Below are 24,013 nucleotides of genomic sequence, written 5' to 3' on the forward strand. Positions count from 1 at the left end.
GGCTGTCGGGGAGGCGTCGCCTAGTCAGGTCTATGGCGCCCGCCTGCTAAGCGGGTTTGGGGCTGTCACCGGCCGAAAAGACGGCGGAGGAGGCCGCCGGACTTCGGATGGCCCGAGCACCACTGGTCGGCGGGGACGGACGCCTTCACCGCGGCGACGTGCTGGCCGCAGCCGGCCCAGGTGGTCTTCTGGCAGGTCTTGCAGCGGACGGGGCGACACATGTCGGTGGGTCCTTCCGGATCAGGCCGGCTGCTGGCCGGCGTCGAGGGCGTCCGCGAACTCGCAGAACGCGTCGTAGGCGCGGGCACCGTGGATGGTGGCGGGCCCGCCGTGCATCAGGAACGCGACACCGATGGCCTCGGCGGCCTCCTGGCGCGTCGCGCCTGCGCGTGCGGCGGCCTGGCCGTGGGAGGCGATGCAGCCGTCGCAGCCCTCCGCGACACCGACCGCCAGCGCAATGAGCTCCTTGGTCCGAGCGTCGAGCGCGCCGTCGGCGAAGACAGCCTGGGAGAGCTCGCCGAAGCCGCGGTAGACGTCCGGGATGGCGTGCCGGAGATTGCGGTGGAGCGGAGCCAGATCGCGCAGCACGGCCTTGCCGTGACCAGCGTGGGTCGTGTCGGTCATGTCGGTTCCTTTCATGACGGCCATATAACCCTCCGGGGGGATAACCGCGACGCTAGCATAACCCCCAGGGGGGATATAGGATCGAGACGTTGAAAGGACCACGATGACCGGCTTCACCCTGCGCTCCACCGTTTCCCTCCCGTACGGCGCCACCCTCACCCGGGTCCGTGCCCTGCTCGCCGACGCGGGCTTCGGCGTACTGACCGAGATCGACCTGCAAGCGACGCTGCGTGCGAAGCTCGGCGTCGAGATCCCGCCTCAGGTCATCCTGGGGGCCTGCCGTCCGCAGCTGGCCCACCAGGCGCTCGAGGCGGACTCGCGGGTGGCTACCCTGCTTCCGTGCAACGTCGTCGTCGCGGCGGACGGCGAACGGACCCGCGTGGAGGTCTTCGATCCCGCCGTTATGACCGCGTTCAGTGAGGCTCCCGGGCTGGCGGCCGTGGCCGGTGAGGCGCGTGAGCGTCTCTCGGTCATGATGGGGGCCCTGACCGACGACAGGGAGGATCCCGATGCGGCTCGAGCCTGACGAGACCAAGGCGATCATCACGCGTCTCAAGCGTGCCAACGGCCACCTCGCCTCGGTGATCCGGATGCTCGAGGAGGGCTCCGAGTGCGAGGACGCGCTCACCCAGCTCGCGGCGGTCAACAAGGCGATCAGCCGCGGCGGCTATGCCCTCGTCGCGACCGGGCTGGAGCGCTGTCTCGCCGAGGGCGGACGAGACAGCGTCGACGCCAAGAAGATGGAGAAGCTCTTCCTCTCCCTCGCGTGAGGACCGTCTGCCCGAGTCGGCGTGCATGGAGGCCGACTCGGGCAGCCACGGCGGCGCCGACTCGGCCAACCATTCAGACCGCCTCGGGGCCGGCCTCACGCAGCGCCGGCGCCTGGAGCATGGCGCCGCCGTCGACGGTGTGGACGCCACCGGTCATGAAGCTGCCGGCGTCGGAGGCGAGGAGTAGGGCCAGGCCCTGGATCTCGGCCGGGTCGCCCATACGGCCCAGCGGGACCATCGAGCTCCACCGCGCCACGACCGCCGGGTCGGCCGGTCCCTCGCCGCCGATGTTGGTCTGGAAGGGCCCGGGCGCGATGGCGTTGACCCGGACGCCCCAGCGCGCCAGGTCGAGCGCGGCCTGCCGGGTCAGGTTGACGACGCCCGCCTTGGCGACGACGTAGGAGTACGGCACGAGCGGGTCGGCCCGCAGGCCGGCGGTCGACGCGGTGAGGACGATGCTGCCGCGGCGACGCGGCTTCATGTGACGCGCCGCGGCCCGGACGGTGCGCAGGACGCCGTACAGGTTGACGTCGACGAGCGTCTCCCAGTCGTCGAGGTCGAAGGTGTCCAGCGAGCCCTCCGGCACCCCGGGACCGGCGCCGCGCCCGATCCCGGCGTTGGCGAAGACCACGTCGAGCGCGTCGCGCCGGGCGACGACGTCGTCGACGAGGGCGTCGACCGCCGCCGTGTCGCGTACGTCGAGCACGGCCGTCTCCACGGAGTCGGAGCCGAGCTCGGCCGCGAGCTTCGCGAGCCGGTCCCCGGAGACGTCGGCCACGACGACGTACGCCCCGGCGGCGACCAGCGCCTCGACGACCGCCCGGCCGAGGCCGGAGCCGCCGCCGGTGACGAGCGCCGTCCGCCCGGTGAGGTCGAAGAGCGGACCGACGCCGCCTGCGGCCATCAGCGGTTCCGCCGGATCTGACGCGACAGGACGACGGCGAGGACGAGCGCGGCGCCGTAGAAGAGCTGCTGCACGTAGTTCTGCGCGCCGAGGATCTGCAGACCCGTCGTGCCGGTGGCGAGGAAGTAGACCGCGAGCCCGGTCCCAAGGGCGTTGAAGCGCCCGGGCTTGATGCTGGTGGCGCCGAGGAACACCGCGGCGTACGCCGGCAGCAGGTAGGGTCCGCTCGCGGTCGGGTCCGCCGAGCCGGTGGTGCCGAGGAAGAGCAGCCCGGCGAGGCCGGCGATGAAGCCGCCGAGCACGAACCCGCCGAAGCGGATCCGGGAGACCCGGATGCCGGAGAGACGGGCGACGTCGCGGGACTGGCCGACGAAGAGCGCCCGCAGGCCGAGCGGGTGGTAGGTGGTCATCCACCAGATGATCATCATGATGATGACGCCGTACCAGAACTCGAACGGCACGTCGAAGAGCTTCGCGGTGAACGTCCACCGGGTCAGGTCGTCGTCGATGCCGACGATCGTCTTCGACCCGGCGACGTAGTAGATCAGGCCGGTCAGCACCGTCCCCATGCCCAGTGTCGTGATCAGCGGGTTGGTGTCGCAGGTGACGACGAAGAAGCCGTTCACGATCCCGGCCAGGACGGCGACCGCGACGCCGATGAGCGCCGCGAGCCAGATGTTCATCCCCGACTCGGTGTTGAGGTTGCCGACCACGACCGCGGTGAGACCCATGACCCCGCCGAGGGAGAGGTCGAAGTCGCCGGTGATCGACGGCATGAGCGCCGCCAGCGCGAGGACGAACAGCACGGCCTGGGAGCCGAGGATGTTCGACACGTTGGACCAGCTCGCGAACTGCGCGGGCTTCAGCACCGAGAAGACCACGATGATCGCGATGAACACGACGGGGAGGGCGAGCCGCTCGGCGATGATGCCGAAGCCGTGCTCCTCCTGGACCTGCCGCGGTCCGCTCCCGCCGGGCTTCGGCGACGGCGTCTTCGCCGTGGTGGGCGCCGCTTTCGTTGACGACATCCTCGGGGTTCCCTTCGTCCGGGTCTGGGGTGGCCGACGACGGCCGGATTCCTCAGGTGCGTCAGGCGCCTGGCACCTCGGCCAGGACGGACGCCGCATTGGTGGAGTACTGGTAGACCGCCGTGCTGATGCGGTCCTCGGTGACCTCGTCACCGCTGAGCTCGGTGCGCAGCCGACCGTCGGCCATGACGAGCACCCGGTCGCAGACGGAGGCCAGCTCCTCGAAGTCGCTCGAGACCCACAGCGTGGCCATGCCGTCGTCCGTCGCGGCCCGCACGTGGCGATAGATCGACGCACGCGCGGCGACGTCGACGCCCTGGGTGGGCTCGTGGAGGAGCAGCAGGTGCGGCTCGATCTCCATCCACTTCGCGAGGACGACCTTCTGCTGGTTGCCGCCGCTGAGCCGGCCCAGGAGGGCGGAGGGGTTGCGCGGGCGGACGTCGTACTTCTCCAGGAGCTCGACGATCCGCGCGCGCACCTTCTTGAACTGCACTCCGCCGAGCCGGGTGAACTTCTCGTTGACCAGGATCGTGGCGTTCTCGCCGACGGTGAGCGAGGCCGCGATGCCGTCGCGGCGCCGGTCGGCCGGGACGAGCGCGATGCGGTGGCGCACCGCCTCGCCGGCGTCGAGGCGCGGCAGCCTGAGCCGGTGCCCGTCGACCGTCAGCGTCCCGGCGGTCGAGCGGTGGGCGCCGAAGCAGAGGTACGGCAGCTCCTCGGCGCCCGAGCCGAGCAACCCGGCCACGCCGACGATCTCGCCGCCGTGCAGGGTCAGGTCCGCCTCCTCGACACGCCCGCCGGCCAGGCCCGAGACCTCCGCCACGACGGGTAGGTCCGCGGTGGTCGCGCCGTCCTCGCGGCGGTACGTCGCCCCGACGAGCCCGGTCGCCTTGCCGACGATCATCTCGATGAGCTGCTCGTCCGTGACGGCATCGATCTGCGCCTCACCGGCGAGGACGCCGTCGTGGAGCACGATGGCGCGGTCGCAGAGCCGGCGTACGGCGTCGAGGTCGTGCGAGATGAAGACCACGCTCGCCCCGTCGCGCACGATCGTGCGCACGAGGTCGAAGAGGAACTCGACCTCGCTCTCGGGGAGGAAGACGGTCGGCTCGTCGAGGAAGAGGATCGACTGCGTCACCCGACCGCTCTCGCGGTAGCGGCGCAGCTCCTCCGCCGCCCGGACGATCGCGACGAGGGCCTGACCGACCGGCGGCAGCTCGTTGATCGGCAGCAGCGGGTCGACGTCGACGCCGTAGTCCTTGAGGAGGGCGCGGACCCGCTTGGTCTCCTTGCGCCAGCTGATCATCCGACGGTCGGAGACGGCGCTGGCGTCGGCGATCATGAGGTTCTCGACGACGGTCAGCGTCCGCGCGAGGCCCAGGTCCTGGTGGACGAAGCTGAGCCCGAGCTCGCGGAACTGGCCGGGGGACAGGGGCAGCGGGACCTCCGTGCCGGAGAGTCGGAGTGTGCCGCCCGGCTCGGGGACGTTGACGCCCGCGAGCACCTTGACGAGCGTCGACTTGCCGCAGCCGTTCTCCCCGAGGAGCGCGACGATCTCGCCCGGATGGACGGTGACGTCGACGCCGTCGAGGGCGTGGAACAGCCCGAACCGCATCGTGATGTTGCGCAGCTCCAGCGCCGGGACCGGCTCGCTGTCCGGGCGCGGGCCCGGGACGGAGAGCTCGGTGTCGAGCTCCGTCCCGGGCGTGTGCTGCTCCGCGTTCAGCTGATCCCCCAGAGCTTCTCGTACCCGTCGATGAAGGAGGTGCCGAAGCCGCCGTTGACGCCGGCGTTCTCCTTGTAGTTGTCGAGGGTGAAGAGTCGCGACGGGTCACCGTCCTTCGAGGCGCCGACCGGCTTGTTGCCGCTGAGCACCCGGAGGGTCTGGTCGAGCGTGGCGTACGCCCGCCAGAGCTGGGTCGGGCCGACGTCCGCCTTCATCGGGATCGTGGAGCCCATCTCCTTGATGTATTCCGGCGTGCCGCCGTACGCCCCGTAGATGAAGACGTCCTGCTTGCCGGAGGCCTTGATGCCGGCCGAGGCCGGCGGGACCTCGCCGTCGAAGATCGGGATCACGACCTTGATGTCGGGGTCCGCCTGGATCGCCGAGCTCACCGCCGACTGCACCTTCGTCGCCCAGTCCGGGACGGCGATGTTGGAGGTGGTGATCGTGCACTTCGGGCAGTACTTCGCGAACTCCTGCTTCAGCGCCTTGTACATGTCCACGCCGCTCGGCACGTCGTTCGAGGTGATCACGAAGGCGTGGAACGGCTCCTTGCGGTTGTCGAGGATCGCCTTGTCGACCGACCAGCGCATCGCCTGCATGTTGGGCACGTTGGTCTGTGCGGTCACGAGCGGGTCGAACGCGTCGCCCTTCTCGCTGTCGGTCAGCCCGGAGTCGATCACGGCGAGGCCGGCCTTCTTCGCGGCCTGGAGTTGCGGCCCGATCAGGTTCGGGTCGATGCCGCAGATCATCACGATCGCGTCGTAGTGCTGGCTGATCGCCTGCTGGATCCCGGGGATCCACCCGGAGGCGCCGCCGCTGTTGTCGAACACGTGGCCCGTCATGCCGACCTTCGGCGCCAGCTTCTTGACCGACTGGGCGATCTGCTCACAGACCGGCAGCTGGCTGGCGGTCGGGATGATGAACAGCCGCTTGCCCTTGGCCTTGGAGATGTCGAACGCCGGACCCGGGCTCTGGAACTCGGGGACTGCCTGGGCCTTCTTCACGATGGCGGACAGCTCGTCGTACTGCTGCTGGCTGAGGAAGCCGGTGTCACTGCTGTCGAGCTGCTTGTCGTTCGAGCCGCTCGAGCCGGTGGAGACGGCACCGCATCCGGCCAACGTGGTCGCGGCGGCGGTGAGTGCGACCGCGGCGAGGAGCCGCGTCCTTCCCCGAGAGGTTCGGTGTGCACGCAGGATCTTCATCGATCAGCTCCTCGCTGAGGTGAAGTGGAGCGGGGATGAGGCGACCGGACCGTGTGGCCCCGGTCACATCCGATTGTCAACAGTTTTTGCAACGATCTGTCCCGGGGCCTTCCACCCAGTGGGAACGGCCGTACGGCGCCGTCTGTGCCGGACGGACCTGCAGGCGCCGGTCAGCTCGCCTGGTCGTGCACGATGAGGCCGCGGATCAGCCGGCCCTCGTCCAGGTCCTGATAGCCGACGTTGATCTCGTCGAGGACGTAGCGCCGGGTGATGAGCTCGTCGAGCTTGAGCTGACCCTCGCGATAGAGGCGGAGCAGCTTCGGGATGTCGTAGAGCGGGTTGCACTTGCCGAACACATGCCCCTGGATCCGGCGCTGGTAGCCCACCAGGGCGCCGTTCGCGGCGAGCTCCACCTGGTTCTCGCTGGCCCTGCCGACGGAGGTGATCGTGACCTGGCCGTCCTTGCCGACGATCTCCGCGGCCTGCGCGACGACCTCCTTGGTGAGGACGCCGACGGTGCAGATCGCGTGCTCGGCCATCTGGCCCCAGGTCAGCTCGCGGACCGCCTCCTGCGCCTCCGCCGCGGTCGCGAAGGCGTGCGTCGCGCCGAAGGCGAGGGCGTTCTCGCGCTTGAAGGCCACCGGGTCGACGACCGCGACGAAGCGCGCGCCCGCATAGGCGGCGCCCTGGACGGCGTTGGTGCCCACGCCGCCGGCCCCGAAGATCACGACGGTCTGCCCGGCGCAGACGCCGGCGGCGTACACGGAGGTGCCCCAGCCGGTCGGGACACCGCAGCCGACCAGCGCCGCGACGTCGAGAGGGATGTCGTCGTCGAGCTTCACGCAGGAGGCCTGGGAGACGACGGCGCGCTCGGAGAAGGTGCCGAGCACGCAGAAGCCGCCGAGATCCTCGCCATCGTCGCTGTGGAAGCGCAGCGTGCCGTCCGGCAGGAAGCCGGTCTGCATCTGAGCCCCCTGGTCACAGAGGTTCTGTCGGCCGGTCGAGCAGTAGCGACACGTCCCGCAGGCGGGGATGAAGGAGCAGACGACCCGGTCGCCGACGGCGACGCGGGTGACCTGTGGACCGACGGCCTCGACGAAGCCCGACCCCTCGTGGCCGCCGACCATGGGGAGGCGCCCGGTGGCGTCGCCGGTGCGGATGTGCTCATCGGAGTGGCACATCCCGGAGTAGGCGAACCTGATGCGGACCTCTCCGGCCTTCGGCTCGTCCAGCTCGAGCTCGGTGACCTCCCACGGCTTCCCGGGCTCCCGGATGACGGCTGCTCTGGTTCTCACGGCGGACCTCCTGCGATCGCGGTTGCGCTGCGATCTTGTTCAGCCGTCCCCGGCGTTGTCGACGGAGTCTTCGACGGGCCGGAAGGGCTGTTCCCCGGGCCGAACCGGCGCGGCTACGGTCCCGCGATATCGGGCCGTTCTGCGGTCCGCCGACATCCCCACCCGGCGAAGGAGCTGGCATGTCAGTCGATGCAGTCGCCCCCGCGGACGCCGCCGAGGGCGGCACCCGCCTCGATCGCGGCCGCCCCGTGACCACCGACGAGCTCCGGCACCGCGCGGACTGGATCCGGCTGCGGACGATCGAGCTCATCGACCAGGCCGGCCTGGGCCACTACGCGAGCACGTTCTCGTGCGCGGAGGTCTTCGCCGCGCTCTACTACCGCACCCTCCGGATCGACCCGGCGAACCCAGGCTGGGAGGACCGCGACCGGTTCCTGCTCGGCAAGGGCCACGTGGCGACCGGCCTGTGGCCCGTGCTCGCCGACCTCGGCTTCTATCCCGAGGAGTGGCTCGAGCAGTTCGGTCGGATCGGCTCGCCGCTCAACGACCACCCCAACATGCGGCTCGCGCCGGGCATCGACTTCAGCTCGGGGTCGCTCGGCCACAACCTCTCGGTCGGGACCGGCATCGCCCTGGCGGGCCGGCTCTCGGGCCGCGACTACCGCACCTTCGTGCTCACCGGCGACGGTGAACTCCAGGAGGGGCAGGTCTGGGAGGCGGCCATGGCCGCCAGCCACTACGAGCTCGGCAACCTCGTCGCGATCGTCGACGCCAACGGGCTCTCCGGCTCCGGCCCGACCTCGGGGGCGATGAACATCGAGCCCCTGGGGGAGCGGTTCGCCGCCTTCGGCTGGACGGTCCGCGAGATCGACGGCCACGACGTGGACGCGGTCGTCGAGACGCTCGACGGCCTCCCGCCGACCGACGGGACCAAGCCCGTCTGCGTCATCGCCCGCACGCGCAAGGGGCACGGTACGACGCTCACGGAGGAGGCCCCGCAGGCCTGGCACCTCGGGCTGATGGACCCCGCGCAGCGCGACGCCGCGATCGTCGAGATCAAGGAGAGGATGTCATGACCGAGACCCGCACCGAGGGGACCGGCGCCGAAGAGGTCGTCGCCGCGGAGACCGCCGCCGAGCTCAGGGACGCCCCCACGATGGTGGACGTCTTCACCGACGTCGACATCGATACCGAGCTCGCAACCAACCCGGCCGGTGTCGCGATCGTGCAGCTCGCCGAGGACGACCCGCGCGTCGTGACGCTCTCCGCCGACCTGAGCACGACGATCGCGACCTTCCGGGAGCGGTGGCCCGAGCGCTACATCGAGCTGGGCATCGCCGAGACCAACTCGATCTCCATCTCGGCGGGGCTCGCGGCCAGCGGCTTCCTGCCCTACATCTACTCGATGTCGCCGTTCGGCATCCTCAAGACCGCCGAGCAGCTGCGCACCGACGCGGCGTACAACCACCTCCCGGTCCGCCTCGTCGGGCGGCTCACCGGGCTGGCGATGGGCTGGTTCGGCACCAGCCACCACGCGGTCGAGGACGTCTCGATCGCCCGCGCGATCACCGGCATGACCGTCGTCTCGCCGGCCGACAGCCAGTCGACGATCAGCCTCTTCGCGCAGACCAAGGACCACCCCGGGCCGGTCTACCTGCGGATCGCGGAGGGCGCCGAGCCGGTCTACGAGGAGCCGCCGACCTACGAGCGCGGGACGTGGCTCCGCGCCCGGGAGGGCTCCGACGTCTCGATCATCGCGCACGGGCTGGGCGTCGGGATCGCCGTCCGCGCCGCCGCCGAGCTGGAGCAGGACGGCGTGTCCGCCGAGGTGTGGGACGCCGCCTACCTCAAGCCGTACGACGAGCAGGCGATCCTCGAGGCCGCCGGCCGCACCGGGCGGCTGGTGACCGTGGAGGACCACAACGTCGTCGGCGGCCTGGCGAGCATCGTCGCCGAGACGCTGGGCCGGCACGGGGCCGACGGTGTGAGCGCCCGCCTCGCGGCCGTCGCGCTGCCCGACGAGGACCTCGAGGTCGGTGCCCCGGCGGAGCTCTACGACCACTACGGCATCAACGTCGCCGGTGTGGTCGCGAGGGCCAAGGAGCTGGCGGGCCGATGAAGGCGGTCGTCTGCACCGGCACCGCGGACGGCGGGACCAGTGTCGTCGACGTCCCGGACCCGGTGCCGGCCGCCGGCGAGGTGGTCGTGGAGGTCGAGGCGTGCGGCCTGTGCGGCTCCGACGTGCACGCCGTCGAGCACGGCCAGGTCGGCGAGGGGCAGATCCTGGGCCACGAGCTCAGTGGCCGAGTCGTCGAGGTCGCCCGCGACGTCGACGCGGGCCTGGTCGGCACCGCCGTCGCGGTCAACCCGATCGGCGGCTGCGGCCGGTGCGCGGCCTGCGTGCGCGGTCTGCCGTTCCGCTGCAGCACCCCGAACGTCGGCATCACCCGCCCCGGAGCCTTCGCGCAGTACGTCGCGGCGCCCGCCGCCCAACTGGTGCCGGTGCCCGGCGACGTACCCCTCGAGTGGGTCGCCGACGCAGAGCCGCTCGCGGTCGCCCTGGCCGCCGTCGACCTCGCCCGGGTGCGCCCCGGCGACGCCGTCCTGGTGTACGGCGTCGGCCCGATCGGCCTCAACGTGATCGTCGCGCTGCAACTCGCCGGTGTCGAGCGCATCGTCGCCGCCGGCCGCTCGCCCGGCCGTCGTGCCGCCGCGGCGGCGGTGGGTGCGACCGACGTCATCGACACCCGCGAGGTGTCGGTGCGCGAGCACGCCCGGGCCGAGGGGCTGAGCTATGCCGCGGTGCTGGAGTGCTCCGCGGCCCCGTCGGCCGTGCCCGACGCCATGGCCGTCCTCGGCCCCGGCGGTGTCTGCGTGGTCGTCGCGCTCGCGCCGCACGAGGTGCCGGTCGCCCTCTTCCCGCTGCTCAGCGAGGGGCAGGCCCTCGTCGGCAGCTGCGCGTTCGACACCCACCACTACCGGGCGGCGGTCGACCACATCGTCACCGGCCGGGCGGGGACGCACACGCTGGTGTCCGAGGAGGTCGACCTGGTCTCGACGCCCGACGCGCTGCAACGGCTGCGGACGCCGGGCGAGCTGGTCCGCATCCTCACCCGCCCGCAGTGGGCCGCCGTACCCGTCTGAGCCGTCTGAGCCAGCTGAGCCGGCCCGGCCCGTCCCGATCAGCCCGTTTCCACCGTCACGTCTGAGAGGCAGTCACATGGAGGAGTTCACCGGCCGCGTCGCCGTGGTCACCGGTGCCGGCAGCGGCATGGGCAAGGCGTTCGCGCTGCGCTGGGCCGCGGAGGGGATGAAGGTGGTCGCCGCCGACATCCAGCGCGACGCGCTCGACGCCACCGTCGCCGAGCTGACCGCCGCCGGTCACGAGGCGATCGGCGTCCCCACCGACGTCTCCAGCCTGGAGGCGATCCGCAACCTCGCCACGGCGGCGATGGACACCTACGGCGGCATCCACCTGGTCAACAACAACGCAGGAGTCGAGGGCTACCTCGACGGGCCGATCTGGGAGGCCACCGAGAAGGACTGGACCTGGACCGTCGGGGTCAACTTCTGGAGTGCGGTGTACGGCGTCCAGACGTTCGTCCCGCTGATGCTCGCGGGGGGCGAGCCCGGCCACGTCGTCAACACCTGCTCGATGACCTCGGTCATCACCGCCGGCAACATGTACGGCATCACCAAGCACGGGGTGCTCGCCCTCACCGAGGTGCTCCGGCAGGACCTCAAGGCCCGCGACGCACGGGTCAGCGCCACCGCGCTCTGCCCGGGCACGATCGCCACCAACCTCTTCCACGGCAGCCGCAACCGGCCGCACGACCTGGAGAACGAGGTCGCGACCTCGGGCGCGGACCAGGGTCGCGAGCTGCGTGAGCAGATGCACGCGGTCCTGGCCACCGGGATGTCGCCGGCCCAGGTGGCCGAGCTCCTGGTGACGGCGGTGCGCACCGACGCGCCCTACCTCCTCACCGACCACGAGTGGGACGACCAGATCATCGCGCGGCACCAGAACCTGCTCGCCGGGGCCGTCGGGCCGCTTGCGGGCGCGACGAGCGGAGGCAACTGATGGCGGAGCAGCGGCGGTTCGAGGGGCAGGTCGCGATCATCACCGGCGCGGCGGCGGGCTTCGGGTTGGAGGTGTCGAAGAAGCTGGCCGCCGAGGGTGCGCTGGTCACGATGGTCGACCGCGCCGCGGACCAGCTCAAGGCGGAGGCCGCGGGCATCCCCGACGCGATCCCGGTCGTGGCGGACGTGAGCATCGAGGACGACGTCGAGGGCTACGTCGCGCGCACCGTCGACGAGCGCGGCCGCGTCGACCTCTTCCACAACAACGCCGGCATCGAGGGCCGGATGGCGCCCATGACCGAGCTCAGCGTCGACGACTTCGACCGGGTCTGGGCGGTCAACGCACGCGGGGTGTTCCTCGGCCTGCGGGCCGTCCTGCGGGTGATGAAGCCGCAGGGCTCGGGCACGATCGTCAACACCGCGTCGATGGCGGCGATCCGCGGGGCGGCCACCTTCTCGCCGTACGTCGCCTCGAAGCACGCCGTCGCCGGCCTCACCCGGTGTGCGGCGCTCGAGGGGGCGCCGCACGGCATCCGGGTCAACGCCGTCGCGCCTGGTCACATCGACACCCGGATGGCGCGCGACCTCACCCGGCAGATCAACCCCGAGGACCCGGACGCGGCGTACGCCGAGATGTCCTCCCAGGTGCCGCTCGGGCGCTACGGGACGGCCGAGGAGGTCGCCGAGCTGGTGGTCTGGCTGCTCTCGCCGCAGGCGTCCTACGTCTCCGGCTCGCTCCACCTCGTCGACGGGGCGATCAATGCCTGACCGCGACACGACCGTCGTGGTGGTCGCCCGGCTGACGCCGGTCCCCGAGCGGCGCGACGAGCTGGTCGCCGCCATCGCCGAGGCGATCCCGGGCGTGCACGAGGAGTCCGGCTGCCTGCGCTACGCGCTGCACGCCGAGCCCGAGACCGGGCTGCTCATGATGGTGGAGTCGTGGGCCGACCGGGCCGCGCTCGACGCCCACCTCGCCGGGGCGCCGTTCAAGGCGGTGGGCGAACGCCTCGCGCCGCTGTGCGCCGCGCCGGCCGAGCTCCACATCCTCGAGCCGCTGCCGGCCGGGGACCCGGCGAAGGGCGTCGTCTAGGACGGCCTAGCGGTAGGCCGGCGCGCGCGGGCCGCGCTCGTCCTCGGCCGTGGCGAGCAGCGGCGCGGTCCGCCGCGGGACGAGGACGGTGAGGGCGACGACGCTGGTGGAGCGTACGACGACCGGCGACCGCGTCAGGGCGAGCAGCACCTCCTGCAGCTCCTCGTGGGAGCGCGCGGCGACCTTGCACAGGGCGTCGGAGGTGCCGGTGGTGGTGTAGGCCTCGAGCACGTGCGGGTTGGCCTCCAGCTCGGCGCGCAGGTCCTCGAGCGCGACCTGGGCGATCTCCAGGCTCACGAAGGCCTGCACGGCGAAGCCCGCGGCGGCCACGTCGACGGTCGGCCCCCAGCCGGCGATGACGCCGGCGTCGCTCATCCGCGCCAGCCGGCTCTGCACGGTCGCCCGCGCGACCTTCGTGATCCGCGACAGCTCCAGATCGCCCGCGCGCGGATGCTCCTCCAGGGCGGCGAGAAGCGCCTGATCGAGGCGGTCGGGCCGGTACGACCCGCTCTGAGGTGACATGGACCACAATCTAGGCGATCTGACGAGCTGTCGACCCAACAAGGCTGCGGATACCGGCAGATCGACCAGTCACGACTGGGCTGGTTGCGCAGCCCCCGCCGGCGTACGCACCATCACGGCATGACGACCCAGGGCATGACCACGACGGCAGGGCACGACCCGTTCGGGCTGACCGACGAGGAGCGGCTCGCCCGGCTCGACCTCGACACGCTCGAGCAGCTCGTCGGCCTGGTGGAGTACGACGACGCTGCCGATCCGTTCCCCGTCACCGGCTGGGACGCGGTCGTCTGGGCGGTCGGCAACGCGACCCAGTCCGCCCACTACTTCCAGTCCGCCTACGGCATGGATCTCGTCGCCTACGCCGGCCCGGAGACCGGCAACCGCGACGAGGTCGCCTACGTCCTCACCAGCGGGGCCGTCCGGTTCGTGGTGAAGGGCGGCGTCCACGCCGGCAGTCCGGTCGCGCAGCACCACGCCCGCCACGGCGACGGCGTCACCGACATCGCGCTCGAGGTGCCCGACGTCGACCGCTGCGTCGACCACGCCCGGGCGCAGGGCGCCACGGTCCTCGAGGAGCCGCACGACGTCACCGACGAGCACGGGACGGTCCGCGTCGCCGCGATCGCGGCGTACGGCGAGACCCGGCACACCCTCGTCGACCGCAGCCGCTACGACGGCCCCTACCTCCCCGGCTACGTCGAGCGCCGCTCGAGCGTGGCGCACCGGACGCCGGTCTTCTCGGCGCTCGACCACATCGTCGGCAACGTCGAGCTCGGCCGGATGGAGGAGTGGGTCGCGTTCTACAACCGGGTCATGGGCTTCACCAACATGGCCGAGTTCATCGGCGACGACATCGCCACCGACTATTCCGCGCTCATGTCGAAGGTCGTCGCCAACGGCAACCACCGGGTGAAGTTCCCGCTCAACGAGCCCTCGCCCGGCAAGCGGAAGTCGCAGATCGACGAATACCTCGAGTTCTACGGCGGCCCCGGCGCCCAGCACCTCGCGCTCGCGACCGGCGACATCCTCGCCACCGTCGACACCCTGACCGCCCAAGGGGTCTCGTTCCTCTCCACGCCCGACTCCTACTACGAGGACCCCGACCTGCGCGCCCGCATCGGCGAGGTCCGGGTCCCGGTCGAGGAGCTGCAGAGGCGCGGCATCCTCGTCGACCGCGACGAGGACGGCTACCTGCTCCAGATCTTCACCAAGCCGATCGGCGACCGGCCGACCGTCTTCTTCGAGTTCATCGAGCGGCACGGCTCGCTCGGCTTCGGGAAGGGCAACTTCAAGGCGCTCTTCGAGGCGATCGAGCGCGAGCAGGAGCGTCGCGGCAACCTCTGACGGCGGGACCGAGGCTCCCTCGTTCCTCCTTCGAGCGCCTCGGCCCCGCTACACGTGGTCGCGCGCAATGTCGTAGTCCCAGTTGAGCGACCGCACCCGGCGCTCACCCTCGAAGGCGTCCAGCTCGGCGTGCAGCCGGAAGTGGGTCGCGGTCGAGGTGAGCACCGTGCGGGTGAGCGTGCGCACCTCCCAGTCGCCGCGCCGGAAGCCCATCCGCCACACCGTCTCGCCGATCACCGACTCGACGTCGGAACCGCGGCAGCTGTAGCGCTCCTGCGAGCTGCGGGTGACGTCCAGGTCGATGTCCTCGACCCGCACGACGCCCAGGTCCTTGACCACCTCCAGCGCGGACTCGTAGTCGATGAGGTCGCGCGTGACCTGCCACGTGTGGCGGCCGGGCCGCAGCTGCGTGACCGGGATGGGCGGGCACCCCTCAGGTTCGTCGAAGGGACGCAGGCTGACCTCGTCGGACTCGGCGACCGGCCGCACCGGCAGGAGGATGCTGGTGGCGCCGGTGTGGACCTCCAGGCGGACCGGCTCCGGCGGCGGCCAGGCCAGCGGCCAGTACGACGTGGAGAGCGCCACTCGGATGCGGTGCCCCGGGGCGAAGGCGTGGGCGACGCCGTTGAGCGGCACGTCGACCTGATAGCGCTCGCCCGGAGTCAGCGGCGCGGGGTCCGCGTGACCGTCTCGGTGGGTGAGGTTGAGGAGGCCGTAGGTGACGCGGGTCGCGCGTCCGTCAGGAGCCAGGTCGGAGATCCGGACGGCGACCATCGCGTGGGGACGGTCGACGGAGAAGTCGAGCGAGAGGACGGGTGCGCCGAGGATCTCATAGCGCTCCGTCAGCGGGTCGCTGTCGAACACCAGCGACCCACCGTCCTCCTCGCGCTGGTCGTAGGGCAGGTCGGGCGGGGCGTTGTAGGAACACCACTTGCCGGCGAACTGGCCCACCGTGAGCGGCGACTCGATGCCGATCGCCTCATGGGTGACGGACTCGTCCGGCTCGGCGATGCGGTTGCGCCCCAGGGGCCGCCGGGACGGAGTGACGTGCGGCGAGGGCCAGCTGGGCTCCCCGACCCAGCGGCCGGGGCGCTCCTCATACGCCGTCAGCGGCGGCACGCTGTCCTGCATCCAGACCCGCAGCATCGGCTCGTCGGTGATGCCGTTGTCCACGTCCTTGAGCCAGCGGTCCCACCAGCGGACCAGCTCCTGCAGGAAGCCGATGGCGGGTCCGGGCTGGCCGAGGTGCGGATACTTGTGCGACCACGGGCCGATCAGGCCCATCCGCTCGACATCGAGGCCCTCCAGCAGCCGGAAGACGGCGTTGGAGTAGCCGTCGGCCCATCCGCTGACCGCGAGCACGGGGCACTGGACGTCCCGGTAGTCCTCGCAGATCGAGCCGTGCTCCCAGTAGGCGTCGCGACGCTGGTGGCGCAGCCACGTCTCGAGCCACAGGCCGCTGCCCGCCAGTCGCTCGTGCCACAGCTCGCGCCAGCGGTCGCCGACCACCTCGGGATCGGGGGGACAGGAGTTGTAGGCGAACATCGTCGAGGCCCAGGAGAGGTTGTCGCTGAGCAGGCAGCCGCCCATGTAGTGCACGTCGTCGGCGTACCTGTCGTCGGTCGAGGCGACCGTCACGATCGCGCCGAGACTCGGTGGGCGCCGGGCGGCCACCTGCAGGGCGTTGAACCCGCCCCAGGAGATGCCCATCATGCCGGTGCTCCCATCGCACCACGGCTGCTCGGCCAACCAGGCCAGCACCTGCTCGACGTCGCGCAGCTCGCGCTCGAGGTACTCGTCCTCGAGCACCCCCTCGGAGTCGCCGCTGCCGCGCAGGTCGAGCCGCACGCCGGCGTACCCGTGGCCGGCGAGGTAGGGGTGGTGGATCGAGTCGCGTTCGGCGGTCAGGTCGCGCCGCCGATAGGGGATCGCCTCGAGGATCGCCGGGACCGGCTCACTGTCGGAGGAGACCGGGCGCCAGATCCGGGCGGCAAGGCGTACGCCGTCGTCGACGGTCACCCAGACCGTCTCCTCCTCGTGGACCTGCTCCGGAAGGTCGCTCACCTCACGCACGGTCGTCCTCCTCACCGCCACTCTCGCCCAGGGGACTGGCTTCGGCGACGTAGCCGAGCGCGTCGATGCAGGCCTCGTAGCGGGCCAGTAGTTGGTCGGCGTCGTCCGCGCCGATGACGATGTCGGCGAGCACGTAGCTGTAGGGGTCCTGATGCTCGAGCTCCGAGAGCCGCATGCCGGGCGTGACCTCGCTGGCGATGCTCACCACGCCGGCGATCTCGCGCTGCACCCGCGCCACGTCGTCGGCGTTCGGTGCTCCCGTGACGACGGCGTCGTCGACGAACGCGCGCAGGAAGAACTTCCCGGCCACGGCGTACTCGCCCTGGCGGTGCGGCATCTGGGGGTCGCGACCCAGACCGATCTCGATCATCACGTGGTGGTTGGGGACTCCGTCGACGGCCCGGAAGATCTCCGCGTGCGCCTGGGAGTGGCGCGCGTTGACCTCCAGCAGCAGCACCCGGTCGCTCTCCTCGTCCCAGAAGTACTCGATGTTGAAGGTCCCCGAACCCAGCCGGAGCCGGCGCATCACCCGCTCCGAGGCGCGCACCATCCGGTCGTGGGCCTCCTGTGGCAGCTGAGCCGGGTACTCGTAGTGGTGGAAGCTGGACCGGTCCGGGTAGAGCACGGTCTCGACGACGCCGTACACCTGGGGCACGTCGTCGAGGCAATAGCCCTCCACCGTGAACTGGCGGCCCGTGGCGGTCTCCTCGGCGAGGGCGGCCCGTCCGCGCACGGCCTCGATCTCGGGCGGAAGCTCGACCCGGTCCAAGATCACGTCGAACGGGTCGCTGAAGGCGTCGATGCCCTCGCGGATCTCGCGGACCGCTCGGCGGAACCCCTCCTCGTCGTCGACCCGGAAGGCCAGCTGCGAGGACACGCCCTTCACCGGCTTGAGCCACATCGGGAAGGGCACCCCTTCCGGGAGCTCGGGGCTCTCGTCGTCGAGGGGCACCAGCGCGAACGCGGGGTAGTCGTCGATGACCTCGGCCTGCTCCAGCCGGCTCCAGTACTTGTGCTCGGCCCGGACGACGCCATCGAGCCCGGGGCCGACCAGGTCGAAGCGCTGGCACAGGATCGGGACGATCGAGCTGACCGGGAAGTCCCAGTAGCCCACCACCGCGTCCACGCTGCCGTCGAAGTCCTCGAGGATGCGCTCCGCCTCGGCGATGCGCGCCGGGAGGTCGAGATCCTCCAGGTTCAGCAGATCGTCGCGATGGAGCAGTGGGTGGAAGTGCATCTCGCTCGCTTGCGGCAGGGACTCCAGGGTCCTCAGATTGCCCTCGTCGAGACCCACCACGAACACGTTCGCCGAGGGCACCATGGCCTCCTTCTCCGGGTAGCGGACAGGTGGCAGCGCGGTACCCAGCCGGGGTGGCCCGGCCACGTCGCCGCCTCGGCGGGCATGGCCGCCTCGGCGGCGTCGCCGCTCAGCGTGCTGCGGAGGCGTCCTTGCGGTGCGGCACGGTGAGGACGAGGGCCGCGGCGAGGAAGGAGGCGGCGGCGCAGACGACGAAGAGCCAGCGGTACGCCGTGAGGCTCGGCTCGCCTCCGACGACCTGCCCGTCGACCACGTGGAGGACGACCGAGCCCGCCAGGATGCTCGTCCCGATGGCCGTCGCCAGGGTGCTGCCGAGGCTGCGGAAGAGGGTGTTGAGGCCGTTGGCCGCCGCGATCTCGGTCGGGGGAGTGTTGGCATTGATGAGGGACGGCATGGCGGCGTACCCGATGCCGGTCCCGGCCCCGATGACGGTCGTGGCCACGATGATCTCCCAGAGCTCGGCGGAGAGCGCGACCCGCATGATCCAGCCGAGACCGACGATCGTGGCGCCGAGTGCGAGCGTCTGCGGGGCACCGCGCAGCGCGATCAGCCGCGCGGCGATGGGGGAGAAGACCAGCATCGCCAGGCCGCTCGGCAGCAGCGTCAGGCCGCCGACGAGCAGGCTCGACCCGAAGCCGTAGCCGGTCCACGTCCCCGCCTCGACGAACGTGGCGGTCCCGATGAAGGAGGCGAAGAGGGCGAAGCCGAAGCAGATCGAGGCCAGGTTGGTCATGACGATCGGCCGGCGGCGCAGCGCGGCCAGGTCGACCAGCGGCTCGCGGGTGCGGAGCTCGACCAGCGCGAAGACCACGAGCACGACCACGGCAGCGACGAGCAGGACCCAGACCTTCGGTGAGCCCCAGCCCCAGCTCGCCGCCTGCTCGAGCGGAAGGATGAGACAGACCAGGCCGACGGACATGAGGAACGCGCCGACCAGGTCGACCCGCCCGCCGTCGTGCTGCTTCGACTCCGGGACGAGGGTCAGGACGCCGAGGAACGCGATCGCGCCGACGATCGTGTTGACCCAGAAGAGCACATGCCAGTCCCAGTTCTGGGCGACGAAGCCGGCGAGCGGGAGGCCGAGGGAGCCGCCGACGCCGAGCATCGCGCTGATGAGCGCGACCGCCGAGCCGACCTTCTCCCGCGGCATGAGCGTCGCGAGCAGGCTGATGCCGAGCGGGATGGCCGCCGACGAGGCGCCCTGGATGGCGCGGCCCACGACGAGGAGCGTGAAGTTGGAGGTCAGCGCGTCGATCAGCGAGCCGATCGTGATGGCGCCGAGGGCGACGAGCAGGATCTTCCGCTTGCCGAACATGTCGCCGAGGCGGCCCATGATCGGGACGGCGACCGCCGCCACGAGGAGCGTCGAGGTGAGCAGCCAGTTGGTCTTCCCGCCGTACTCCTGCTGGAGGTCGCCCAGCACGGGCACGAGCACCGACTGGCTGAGCGAGACGACGAGCGCACCCAGCCCGACGACGAGCAGCTCGAGGTTGGCGCGGCCCCCGGAGGTGTGGGAGCGGACGGCGGCGTCCTCGGCCTCGGCTCCCGGGGCGAGGGTTTCACTCTCGGACATCGGGTCCCTTCCTGTGACGACGGAGTCGGTGGCACTCTAAGACGATCGTGACACTAAGTGCCAATGCTGGCACATGTTAGGTTGTGGGGGTCATGTCCGCCGAGAACCTGCGCGAGGTCGCCCGCATCGCGGTGCGCGACGAGGTCCAGCGTCACGCGTGGGCCCTCTTCGCCCACCAGGGCTTCGAGGCGACCACGATCGATCAGATCGCGGAGGCGGCGGGGATGTCGCGGCGTACTTTCTTCCGCTACTTCTCCGGCAAGGACGAGCTCATCATCGAGAAGCTCGTCGAGGCGGGGGAGCGGATCGCCGCCGCGCTCGCCGAGCGGCCGGAGGGAGAGTCGGCGTGGGTCGCGCTGCGGGCCGCCTTCGACGTGGTGGTGCTCAGCCAGGAGTCTCGCCCCGAGCAGGCGCGCGCACTGCGCCTCATGCTGCGCGACGAGCACGGCGTCCGCGCCAGCGCCGAGGAGTGGCGGCGCCGCTGGACGGACCTGCTCGCGCCGCAGGTCGCCCGGCGCCTGCCGCCCGCCGGCGTACGCCGCGACCCCGACCCTGACCCCGACCCGCGCGCGGTTGCCGTCGCCGGCAGCGCGCTCGCCTGCCTCGACGCCGCCCAGCTTGCCTGGGCCGAGCACCCCGGCAGCCGCCTCGCGGCCCTTCTCGACGAGGCCATGTCCGCGGTCGCCCGCCTCGCCTGACGCGTCGGGTCAGTCGTGCCGGGTCAGCCCTCCGGGGTCGCGGCGGCGATGACCTCGGTGAGGCGGCGGTGGAGGTCGAGGAGCTCGTCGATGTCCATGCCGAGGCGCTCGACGATGGCGGGCGGGATGGCCTCGGCGTCGTCGCGGAGCGCGCGGCCCTTCGCGGTGAGGGAGACGGCGAGGGCGCGCTCGTCGTGGGGGTCGCGCTCGCGGCGCACGTAGCCGATCGCCTCGAGCCGCTTCAGCAGTGGCGACAGGGTGCCTGGGTCGAGGTGGACCAGGCGGCTGAGCTCGGAGACGCGGAGCGGCTCGTGCTCCCAGAGTGCGAGCATGACGAGATACTTCGGATGCGTCAGTCCGAGCGGCTCGAGCAGCGGCTTGTAGAGCGCGATGACGCTGCGAGCCGCGACGGCCAGGCCGAAGCAGACCTGCTGGTCGAGGGCGAGCGGGTTCGCGATGCCCTCGAGGCTCTTCTTCGGCGCCATGAGTGTTAGTCTACAAACACTTGGGACACAAACTATTGGCCTGCAGATGGAGTACGCCGTTGAGCACCTCGACTCCCGCCCCGCGCCGCCCGCGTCACCTCATGGACCCGGACAACCCGGTCCGCCCGGTCAACGACCGCGCTCTGACGAACGTGCAGCGCTGGGTGATGTCGGTCCTCGTCGTCTTCACCATCGCCCACCTCGCGATCGGCCTGGTGATCGCGGCCGTGATGATCAGCCCCGACCAGCCGGCGCCTCGGATCGGTCTCTGCGTCATCGCCGGTCTCTTCGGCATCATCGGCCTGGCCGCCGGGTTCCTCATCCACCGGCGCAGCCCCCTCACGCCGTGGCTGCTGGTCGGCCTGCTGCCCACCGCCGTCGGGATCTGGCTCGTCCTGCGCTGATCGGGCCGCCCGCGCCGGTCGTGACCAGGAGGCGTCAGGGCACCCGCCGCAACCAGGCGGCGGTGGCGAACTTCTCGGCGGCGAGCGCGGCCGCCTCCTCGCGGGTGGCGTCGTCGAGCGTCGTACGCCGCAGGCCGTAGCTGCGCTCGAACTCGCCGACCAGCGCGTCGACGACCTTCTCGCGCGGCAGGCCGGTCTGGGCGCGGATCGGGTCGACCCGCTTGCCGGCGCTGGTGGTGCCCTTGTCGGACAGCTTCTCCCGCCCGATCCGCAGGACGTCGAGCATCGTCGCGCTGTCGATGTCGTAGGCCATCGTGGCGTGGTGGAGGACGCCGCCGGCCGCGAGCCGCTTCTGAGCCGCGCCGCCGATCTTCCCGAGCGGCGAGGTGATGTCGTTGAGCGGCGCGTAGGTCGCCTCCACGCCGACGCTGCGCAGACCGCGCAGGACCCACTCGTCGAGGAACGCGTAGGACTCGGCGAAGCTCATCCCGGCCACGAGGGTGTCGGGCACGTAGAGCGAGTAGGTGATCGTGTTGCCCGGCTCGACGAACATCGCGCCGCCGCCCGAGATCCGGCGTACGACGGTGATGCCGTGCCGGTCGGCCGCGTCGAGGTCCACCTCGTTGGCGAGTGACTGGTAGGACCCGATGATCACGGCGCTCGACGCCCAGTCCCAGATGCGCAGCGTCGGCGTACGCCGCCCCTCGGCCACCTGACGAGCGAGCACCTCGTCGACAGCCATCTGCTGCACCGGCTCGAGCGGTCCCGCGTCGACCAGCTCGAACTCGTGGTCCTCCCACGTCGTCGCCCGGCCGAGCGCACGGAGCACGGCGAGCGCGATGTCGCGGGGCGCGAACCCGAGCATGACGGCGTCGCGGCGGGCGGCCTCGAGCCGGTCGGTCAGGTCGTCGAGGGAGATGCCGACCGGCACGTCCTGCAGCGCGCGCGTGAGCCAGCCGAGTGCCTCGTCGGGCTCGAGGAAGAAGTCGCCCGAGAGGACCGTGTCGCGCAGCAGCCCCTCCTCGACCCGGCCGTCGACCACGACGAGCTTGCCGCCCCTGACCTTGCGTTCCCCGTGCACGTGTTCCACGTCAGGTGCAGCAGCGCCGGGCGCGTCGTTATGCCCGCTACGACGGCGGACCGGCGGGCCGGCGGGCCTCCACGGCACATCCCCGCCGGGGTGGGGCTCTGCCGCCGCCAGGGCGGGCCGGCGCCCGCGCCTTCCCACGATGGCGGGGATATGGCCGGCGTACGACGGCGGCGAATGCCGCCCCGACGGCGCGGGCACCGAGCCGTCGGGCGAGAAGCCTCGATCGACGCACGAACGACAGCGGGAGGACGCGATGAAGGGGAAGCTGGCGGTGCTGGCCGGGCTCGGCGCCGGCTACGTGCTGGGCACGAAGGCGGGACGGGAGCGCTATGAGCAGATCTGCGCCGGTGCTCAGCGGCTCTGGCGCGATCCGCGCGTGCAGGAGCAGCGCGACCGTGCGACCACAGTGGTCAAGGAGCAGGCGGGCCACGTGCAGGAGACGCTCAAGGAGAAGGCCGAGGAGCGGCTCCCGCACCACGGGACGCACGCCTCCGAGGGCCCTGGGCCCGTGCCGCGAGACGGCGGGACGGCGTGGTAGGGCTGACGCTCGGATAGTCCGGGACGTTCCGGTCCGTTACTTGCCGGTAAGGCGACGCGAACGTCCCGGACTACCCCCGCCGCCGCAGGTCAGCGGGCGAGCCGCCGGGCGAGCGGCTCGGCGAGGCGCGGGGCGAGCGGGCCGAGGACGGCGAGCACGAGCACGTACGCCGCCGCGGTGGGCGCCAGCTCGGCGGTGACCGAGGTGGCGACCAGTCCGGCGATGATGATGGAGAACTCGCCGCGCGCCACGAGCGCCGCGCCGGCACGGATCCGGCCGGGGCGGCCCACACCGGCCCGACGCCCGGCCACCCAGCCGGAGCCGAATTTCGTGCCGACGCCGACGACGGCCAGCAGCGCGGCGGGGAGGATGACGGCGGGGAGTTGGCTGGGGTCGGTGGAGAGCCCGAAGAAGACGAAGAAGACGGCGGCGAAGATGTCGCGCAGCGGCTCGAGGATCGAGTGGATCCGCTCGGCGACGTCGGCCGAGAGGGCGATGCCGAGCAGGAACGCTCCGACGGCGGCCGAGACGTGGGCGGCCTCGGCGAGCCCGGCGACGAGCAGCGCCAGCCCGAGCAGCCGGAGCAGCAGCACCTCGTTGGAGCGGGAGGCGACGAAGCGCGTCACGACGGCGCCGAACCGGAGCGCGCCGAAGAGCACGATCGCGAGCACGGCGAGCGCGATGAGCACCGACCACAGCGCCGAGAGTCCGCCGCTCGCGGCGGCGAGAGAGGTGATGATCGGCAGGTAGACGGCCATCGCGAGGTCCTCGAGGACGAGGATCCCCAGGATCGCCGGCGTCTCGCGGTTGCCGAGTCGGCCCATGTCGGAGAGGACCTTCGAGATGATGCCCGAGGAGCTGATCGCCGTGATGCCGAACATCGCCACGGCGGCCGTCGTGCCCCAGCCCATCACGAGCGCGAAGAGCACGCCCGGCAGGCCGTTGAGCGCCAGGTCCACGACGCCCACCGGCGCCTGGGTGCGCAGGTTGTCGATGAGGTCCTCGGGGGTGTATTCGAGGCCGATCATCAACAGGAGCAGGATCACCCCGATCTCGGCGCCGGTGGAGAAGAAGCTCTCCGGCGCTTCGACCTGCAGCACGCCGCCGGTCCCGAAGGCGAGGCCGGCGATCAGGTAGAGCGGGACGGGGGAGAGACCGAACCGTCCGGCCAGGCGGCCGAGCACGCCGAGGCCCAGGAGGACGGCGCCGAGCTCGAGGAGCAGACGGGCGGTGTGGTCGAGGTGCACTC

Annotated in this window: 26 protein-coding genes; 12 read left to right on the plus strand and 14 right to left on the minus strand. The window is 71.5% G+C overall.

Going from position 1 to position 24,013, the window contains the following annotated elements; genetic code table 11:
• Window positions 1-65: 65 nt before the first annotated feature.
• Together AB3X52_RS03765 and AB3X52_RS03770 are read right to left on the minus strand one after the other, a co-directional pair.
• Window positions 66-221: a DUF8730 family Cys-rich protein gene (locus AB3X52_RS03765; RefSeq protein WP_367991442.1), complete on the minus strand. Its 156-nt coding sequence runs from the start codon at window positions 219-221 to the stop codon at window positions 66-68.
• Between the two features lie 19 nt (window positions 222-240).
• Entirely contained in the window at window positions 241-624 is a 384-nt protein-coding gene (locus tag AB3X52_RS03770; protein ID WP_367991443.1) for a carboxymuconolactone decarboxylase family protein, read from the minus strand.
• Window positions 625-727: 103 nt separating this feature from the next.
• Between AB3X52_RS03770 and AB3X52_RS03775 the strand changes: the two genes are divergently transcribed.
• The gene (locus AB3X52_RS03775) at window positions 728-1,150 is read left to right on the plus strand and encodes a DUF302 domain-containing protein (protein WP_367991444.1); all 423 of its coding nucleotides are present in this window, start codon (window positions 728-730) and stop codon (window positions 1,148-1,150) included.
• Complete coding sequence (locus AB3X52_RS03780) at window positions 1,134-1,394, plus strand: metal-sensitive transcriptional regulator (protein WP_367991445.1); 261 nt, start codon at window positions 1,134-1,136, stop codon at window positions 1,392-1,394. The genes AB3X52_RS03775 and AB3X52_RS03780 overlap by 17 nt, the downstream gene beginning before the upstream one ends.
• A gap of 73 nt (window positions 1,395-1,467) precedes the next feature.
• On the opposite strand, the gene AB3X52_RS03785 is transcribed toward AB3X52_RS03780, so the two are convergent.
• From AB3X52_RS03785 to AB3X52_RS03805, 5 genes are all read right to left on the minus strand, one after another.
• Entirely contained in the window at window positions 1,468-2,298 is an 831-nt protein-coding gene (locus AB3X52_RS03785) for an SDR family NAD(P)-dependent oxidoreductase (protein WP_367991447.1), read from the minus strand.
• The gene (locus AB3X52_RS03790; RefSeq protein WP_367991449.1) at window positions 2,298-3,326 is read right to left on the minus strand and encodes an ABC transporter permease; all 1,029 of its coding nucleotides are present in this window, start codon (window positions 3,324-3,326) and stop codon (window positions 2,298-2,300) included. The genes AB3X52_RS03785 and AB3X52_RS03790 overlap by 1 nt, the downstream gene beginning before the upstream one ends.
• 61 nt (window positions 3,327-3,387) lie before the next feature.
• Complete coding sequence (locus AB3X52_RS03795) at window positions 3,388-4,941, minus strand: sugar ABC transporter ATP-binding protein (protein WP_367991451.1); 1,554 nt, start codon at window positions 4,939-4,941, stop codon at window positions 3,388-3,390.
• 107 nt (window positions 4,942-5,048) lie between these two features.
• Window positions 5,049-6,254 (minus strand): sugar ABC transporter substrate-binding protein, encoded by a 1,206-nt coding sequence (locus AB3X52_RS03800; protein ID WP_367991453.1) that lies wholly within the window; start codon window positions 6,252-6,254, stop codon window positions 5,049-5,051.
• Window positions 6,255-6,424: 170 nt separating this feature from the next.
• Window positions 6,425-7,549 carry an NDMA-dependent alcohol dehydrogenase gene (locus AB3X52_RS03805; RefSeq protein WP_367991455.1) on the minus strand — a complete coding sequence of 375 codons (1,125 nt, stop codon included), beginning with the start codon at window positions 7,547-7,549 and terminating at the stop codon, window positions 6,425-6,427.
• A gap of 179 nt (window positions 7,550-7,728) precedes the next feature.
• Here AB3X52_RS03805 and AB3X52_RS03810 point away from each other — a divergent pair, with 179 nt between their 5' ends.
• From AB3X52_RS03810 to AB3X52_RS03835, 6 genes are all read left to right on the plus strand, one after another.
• The gene (locus tag AB3X52_RS03810) at window positions 7,729-8,625 is read left to right on the plus strand and encodes a transketolase (RefSeq protein ID WP_367991457.1); all 897 of its coding nucleotides are present in this window, start codon (window positions 7,729-7,731) and stop codon (window positions 8,623-8,625) included.
• Window positions 8,622-9,668, plus strand: a complete 1,047-nt coding sequence (locus AB3X52_RS03815) for a transketolase family protein (RefSeq protein ID WP_367991458.1) — start codon at window positions 8,622-8,624, stop codon at window positions 9,666-9,668. Before AB3X52_RS03810 ends, AB3X52_RS03815 begins: the two co-directional genes overlap by 4 nt.
• Window positions 9,665-10,693 (plus strand): zinc-dependent alcohol dehydrogenase, encoded by a 1,029-nt coding sequence (locus AB3X52_RS03820; RefSeq protein WP_367991460.1) that lies wholly within the window; start codon window positions 9,665-9,667, stop codon window positions 10,691-10,693. Before AB3X52_RS03815 ends, AB3X52_RS03820 begins: the two co-directional genes overlap by 4 nt.
• Before the next feature lie 76 nt (window positions 10,694-10,769).
• Window positions 10,770-11,630 (plus strand): SDR family NAD(P)-dependent oxidoreductase, encoded by an 861-nt coding sequence (locus tag AB3X52_RS03825; RefSeq protein ID WP_367991462.1) that lies wholly within the window; start codon window positions 10,770-10,772, stop codon window positions 11,628-11,630.
• The gene (locus AB3X52_RS03830) at window positions 11,630-12,397 is read left to right on the plus strand and encodes an SDR family NAD(P)-dependent oxidoreductase (protein WP_367991464.1); all 768 of its coding nucleotides are present in this window, start codon (window positions 11,630-11,632) and stop codon (window positions 12,395-12,397) included. The genes AB3X52_RS03825 and AB3X52_RS03830 overlap by 1 nt, the downstream gene beginning before the upstream one ends.
• Window positions 12,390-12,719 (plus strand): putative quinol monooxygenase, encoded by a 330-nt coding sequence (locus AB3X52_RS03835; protein WP_367991466.1) that lies wholly within the window; start codon window positions 12,390-12,392, stop codon window positions 12,717-12,719. The genes AB3X52_RS03830 and AB3X52_RS03835 overlap by 8 nt, the downstream gene beginning before the upstream one ends.
• 6 nt (window positions 12,720-12,725) lie before the next feature.
• On the opposite strand, the gene AB3X52_RS03840 is transcribed toward AB3X52_RS03835, so the two are convergent.
• The gene (locus AB3X52_RS03840; RefSeq protein ID WP_367991468.1) at window positions 12,726-13,241 is read right to left on the minus strand and encodes an Lrp/AsnC family transcriptional regulator; all 516 of its coding nucleotides are present in this window, start codon (window positions 13,239-13,241) and stop codon (window positions 12,726-12,728) included.
• Window positions 13,242-13,361: 120 nt separating this feature from the next.
• Here AB3X52_RS03840 and hppD point away from each other — a divergent pair, with 120 nt between their 5' ends.
• Complete coding sequence (hppD, locus tag AB3X52_RS03845; protein WP_437440532.1) at window positions 13,362-14,585, plus strand: 4-hydroxyphenylpyruvate dioxygenase; 1,224 nt, start codon at window positions 13,362-13,364, stop codon at window positions 14,583-14,585.
• Between the two features lie 48 nt (window positions 14,586-14,633).
• Here hppD and AB3X52_RS03850 read toward each other — a convergent pair whose 3' ends face one another.
• The 3 genes from AB3X52_RS03850 to AB3X52_RS03860 all read right to left on the minus strand — a co-directional run bounded on the left by AB3X52_RS03850 (window position 14,634) and on the right by AB3X52_RS03860 (window position 19,549).
• Window positions 14,634-16,658: a CocE/NonD family hydrolase gene (locus AB3X52_RS03850; protein WP_367991470.1), complete on the minus strand. Its 2,025-nt coding sequence runs from the start codon at window positions 16,656-16,658 to the stop codon at window positions 14,634-14,636.
• Window positions 16,651-17,976 (minus strand): ATP-grasp domain-containing protein, encoded by a 1,326-nt coding sequence (locus tag AB3X52_RS03855; protein WP_367991472.1) that lies wholly within the window; start codon window positions 17,974-17,976, stop codon window positions 16,651-16,653. Before AB3X52_RS03855 ends, AB3X52_RS03850 begins: the two co-directional genes overlap by 8 nt.
• Window positions 17,977-18,085: 109 nt before the next feature.
• Window positions 18,086-19,549, minus strand: a complete 1,464-nt coding sequence (locus AB3X52_RS03860) for an MFS transporter (protein ID WP_367991474.1) — start codon at window positions 19,547-19,549, stop codon at window positions 18,086-18,088.
• Between the two features lie 92 nt (window positions 19,550-19,641).
• Between AB3X52_RS03860 and AB3X52_RS03865 the strand changes: the two genes are divergently transcribed.
• Window positions 19,642-20,247 (plus strand): TetR family transcriptional regulator, encoded by a 606-nt coding sequence (locus AB3X52_RS03865; protein ID WP_367991476.1) that lies wholly within the window; start codon window positions 19,642-19,644, stop codon window positions 20,245-20,247.
• Window positions 20,248-20,270: 23 nt separating this feature from the next.
• Here the strand turns inward: AB3X52_RS03865 and AB3X52_RS03870 are convergent, their stop codons facing one another.
• Entirely contained in the window at window positions 20,271-20,732 is a 462-nt protein-coding gene (locus AB3X52_RS03870; RefSeq protein ID WP_367991477.1) for a MarR family winged helix-turn-helix transcriptional regulator, read from the minus strand.
• 59 nt (window positions 20,733-20,791) lie between these two features.
• On the opposite strand from AB3X52_RS03870, the gene AB3X52_RS03875 reads away from it, so the two are divergent.
• Window positions 20,792-21,136, plus strand: a complete 345-nt coding sequence (locus tag AB3X52_RS03875; RefSeq protein WP_367991479.1) for a hypothetical protein — start codon at window positions 20,792-20,794, stop codon at window positions 21,134-21,136.
• Window positions 21,137-21,170: 34 nt separating this feature from the next.
• On the opposite strand, the gene lplB is transcribed toward AB3X52_RS03875, so the two are convergent.
• Entirely contained in the window at window positions 21,171-22,217 is a 1,047-nt protein-coding gene (gene lplB / locus AB3X52_RS03880; RefSeq protein ID WP_367991481.1) for a lipoate-protein ligase small subunit, read from the minus strand.
• Between the two features lie 148 nt (window positions 22,218-22,365).
• On the opposite strand from lplB, the gene AB3X52_RS03885 reads away from it, so the two are divergent.
• Window positions 22,366-22,764 (plus strand): hypothetical protein, encoded by a 399-nt coding sequence (locus tag AB3X52_RS03885; RefSeq protein ID WP_367991482.1) that lies wholly within the window; start codon window positions 22,366-22,368, stop codon window positions 22,762-22,764.
• 89 nt (window positions 22,765-22,853) lie between these two features.
• On the opposite strand, the gene AB3X52_RS03890 is transcribed toward AB3X52_RS03885, so the two are convergent.
• Window positions 22,854-24,011: a cation:proton antiporter gene (locus AB3X52_RS03890; protein WP_367991484.1), complete on the minus strand. Its 1,158-nt coding sequence runs from the start codon at window positions 24,009-24,011 to the stop codon at window positions 22,854-22,856.
• Window positions 24,012-24,013 lie beyond the last annotated feature (2 nt).

Origin of the sequence: Nocardioides eburneus (assembly GCF_040838215.1) — a bacterium.
GTDB lineage: Bacteria > Actinomycetota > Actinomycetes > Propionibacteriales > Nocardioidaceae > Nocardioides > Nocardioides eburneus.

What these genes read in the sequence shown, in the direction of transcription:
- AB3X52_RS03795 (WP_367991451.1), bottom strand. Translation starts at nt 4,941, where the DNA reads ATGCGGTTCGGGCTGTTCCACGCCCTCGACGGCGTCGACGTCACCGTC.
- AB3X52_RS03870 (WP_367991477.1), bottom strand. Translation starts at nt 20,732, where the DNA reads ATGGCGCCGAAGAAGAGCCTCGAGGGCATCGCGAACCCGCTCGCCCTC.
- AB3X52_RS03835 (WP_367991466.1), top strand. Translation starts at nt 12,390, where the DNA reads ATGCCTGACCGCGACACGACCGTCGTGGTGGTCGCCCGGCTGACGCCG.
- AB3X52_RS03790 (WP_367991449.1), bottom strand. Translation starts at nt 3,326, where the DNA reads ATGTCGTCAACGAAAGCGGCGCCCACCACGGCGAAGACGCCGTCGCCG.
- AB3X52_RS03885 (WP_367991482.1), top strand. Translation starts at nt 22,366, where the DNA reads ATGGCGGGGATATGGCCGGCGTACGACGGCGGCGAATGCCGCCCCGAC.
- AB3X52_RS03820 (WP_367991460.1), top strand. Translation starts at nt 9,665, where the DNA reads ATGAAGGCGGTCGTCTGCACCGGCACCGCGGACGGCGGGACCAGTGTC.
- AB3X52_RS03780 (WP_367991445.1), top strand. Translation starts at nt 1,134, where the DNA reads ATGCGGCTCGAGCCTGACGAGACCAAGGCGATCATCACGCGTCTCAAG.
- AB3X52_RS03785 (WP_367991447.1), bottom strand. Translation starts at nt 2,298, where the DNA reads ATGGCCGCAGGCGGCGTCGGTCCGCTCTTCGACCTCACCGGGCGGACG.
- AB3X52_RS03810 (WP_367991457.1), top strand. Translation starts at nt 7,729, where the DNA reads ATGTCAGTCGATGCAGTCGCCCCCGCGGACGCCGCCGAGGGCGGCACC.
- AB3X52_RS03840 (WP_367991468.1), bottom strand. Translation starts at nt 13,241, where the DNA reads ATGTCACCTCAGAGCGGGTCGTACCGGCCCGACCGCCTCGATCAGGCG.
- AB3X52_RS03825 (WP_367991462.1), top strand. Translation starts at nt 10,770, where the DNA reads ATGGAGGAGTTCACCGGCCGCGTCGCCGTGGTCACCGGTGCCGGCAGC.
- AB3X52_RS03765 (WP_367991442.1), bottom strand. Translation starts at nt 221, where the DNA reads ATGTGTCGCCCCGTCCGCTGCAAGACCTGCCAGAAGACCACCTGGGCC.
- AB3X52_RS03830 (WP_367991464.1), top strand. Translation starts at nt 11,630, where the DNA reads ATGGCGGAGCAGCGGCGGTTCGAGGGGCAGGTCGCGATCATCACCGGC.
- AB3X52_RS03775 (WP_367991444.1), top strand. Translation starts at nt 728, where the DNA reads ATGACCGGCTTCACCCTGCGCTCCACCGTTTCCCTCCCGTACGGCGCC.
- AB3X52_RS03865 (WP_367991476.1), top strand. Translation starts at nt 19,642, where the DNA reads ATGTCCGCCGAGAACCTGCGCGAGGTCGCCCGCATCGCGGTGCGCGAC.
- AB3X52_RS03860 (WP_367991474.1), bottom strand. Translation starts at nt 19,549, where the DNA reads ATGTCCGAGAGTGAAACCCTCGCCCCGGGAGCCGAGGCCGAGGACGCC.
- AB3X52_RS03800 (WP_367991453.1), bottom strand. Translation starts at nt 6,254, where the DNA reads ATGAAGATCCTGCGTGCACACCGAACCTCTCGGGGAAGGACGCGGCTC.
- AB3X52_RS03770 (WP_367991443.1), bottom strand. Translation starts at nt 624, where the DNA reads ATGACCGACACGACCCACGCTGGTCACGGCAAGGCCGTGCTGCGCGAT.
- hppD (WP_437440532.1), top strand. Translation starts at nt 13,362, where the DNA reads ATGACGACCCAGGGCATGACCACGACGGCAGGGCACGACCCGTTCGGG.
- AB3X52_RS03815 (WP_367991458.1), top strand. Translation starts at nt 8,622, where the DNA reads ATGACCGAGACCCGCACCGAGGGGACCGGCGCCGAAGAGGTCGTCGCC.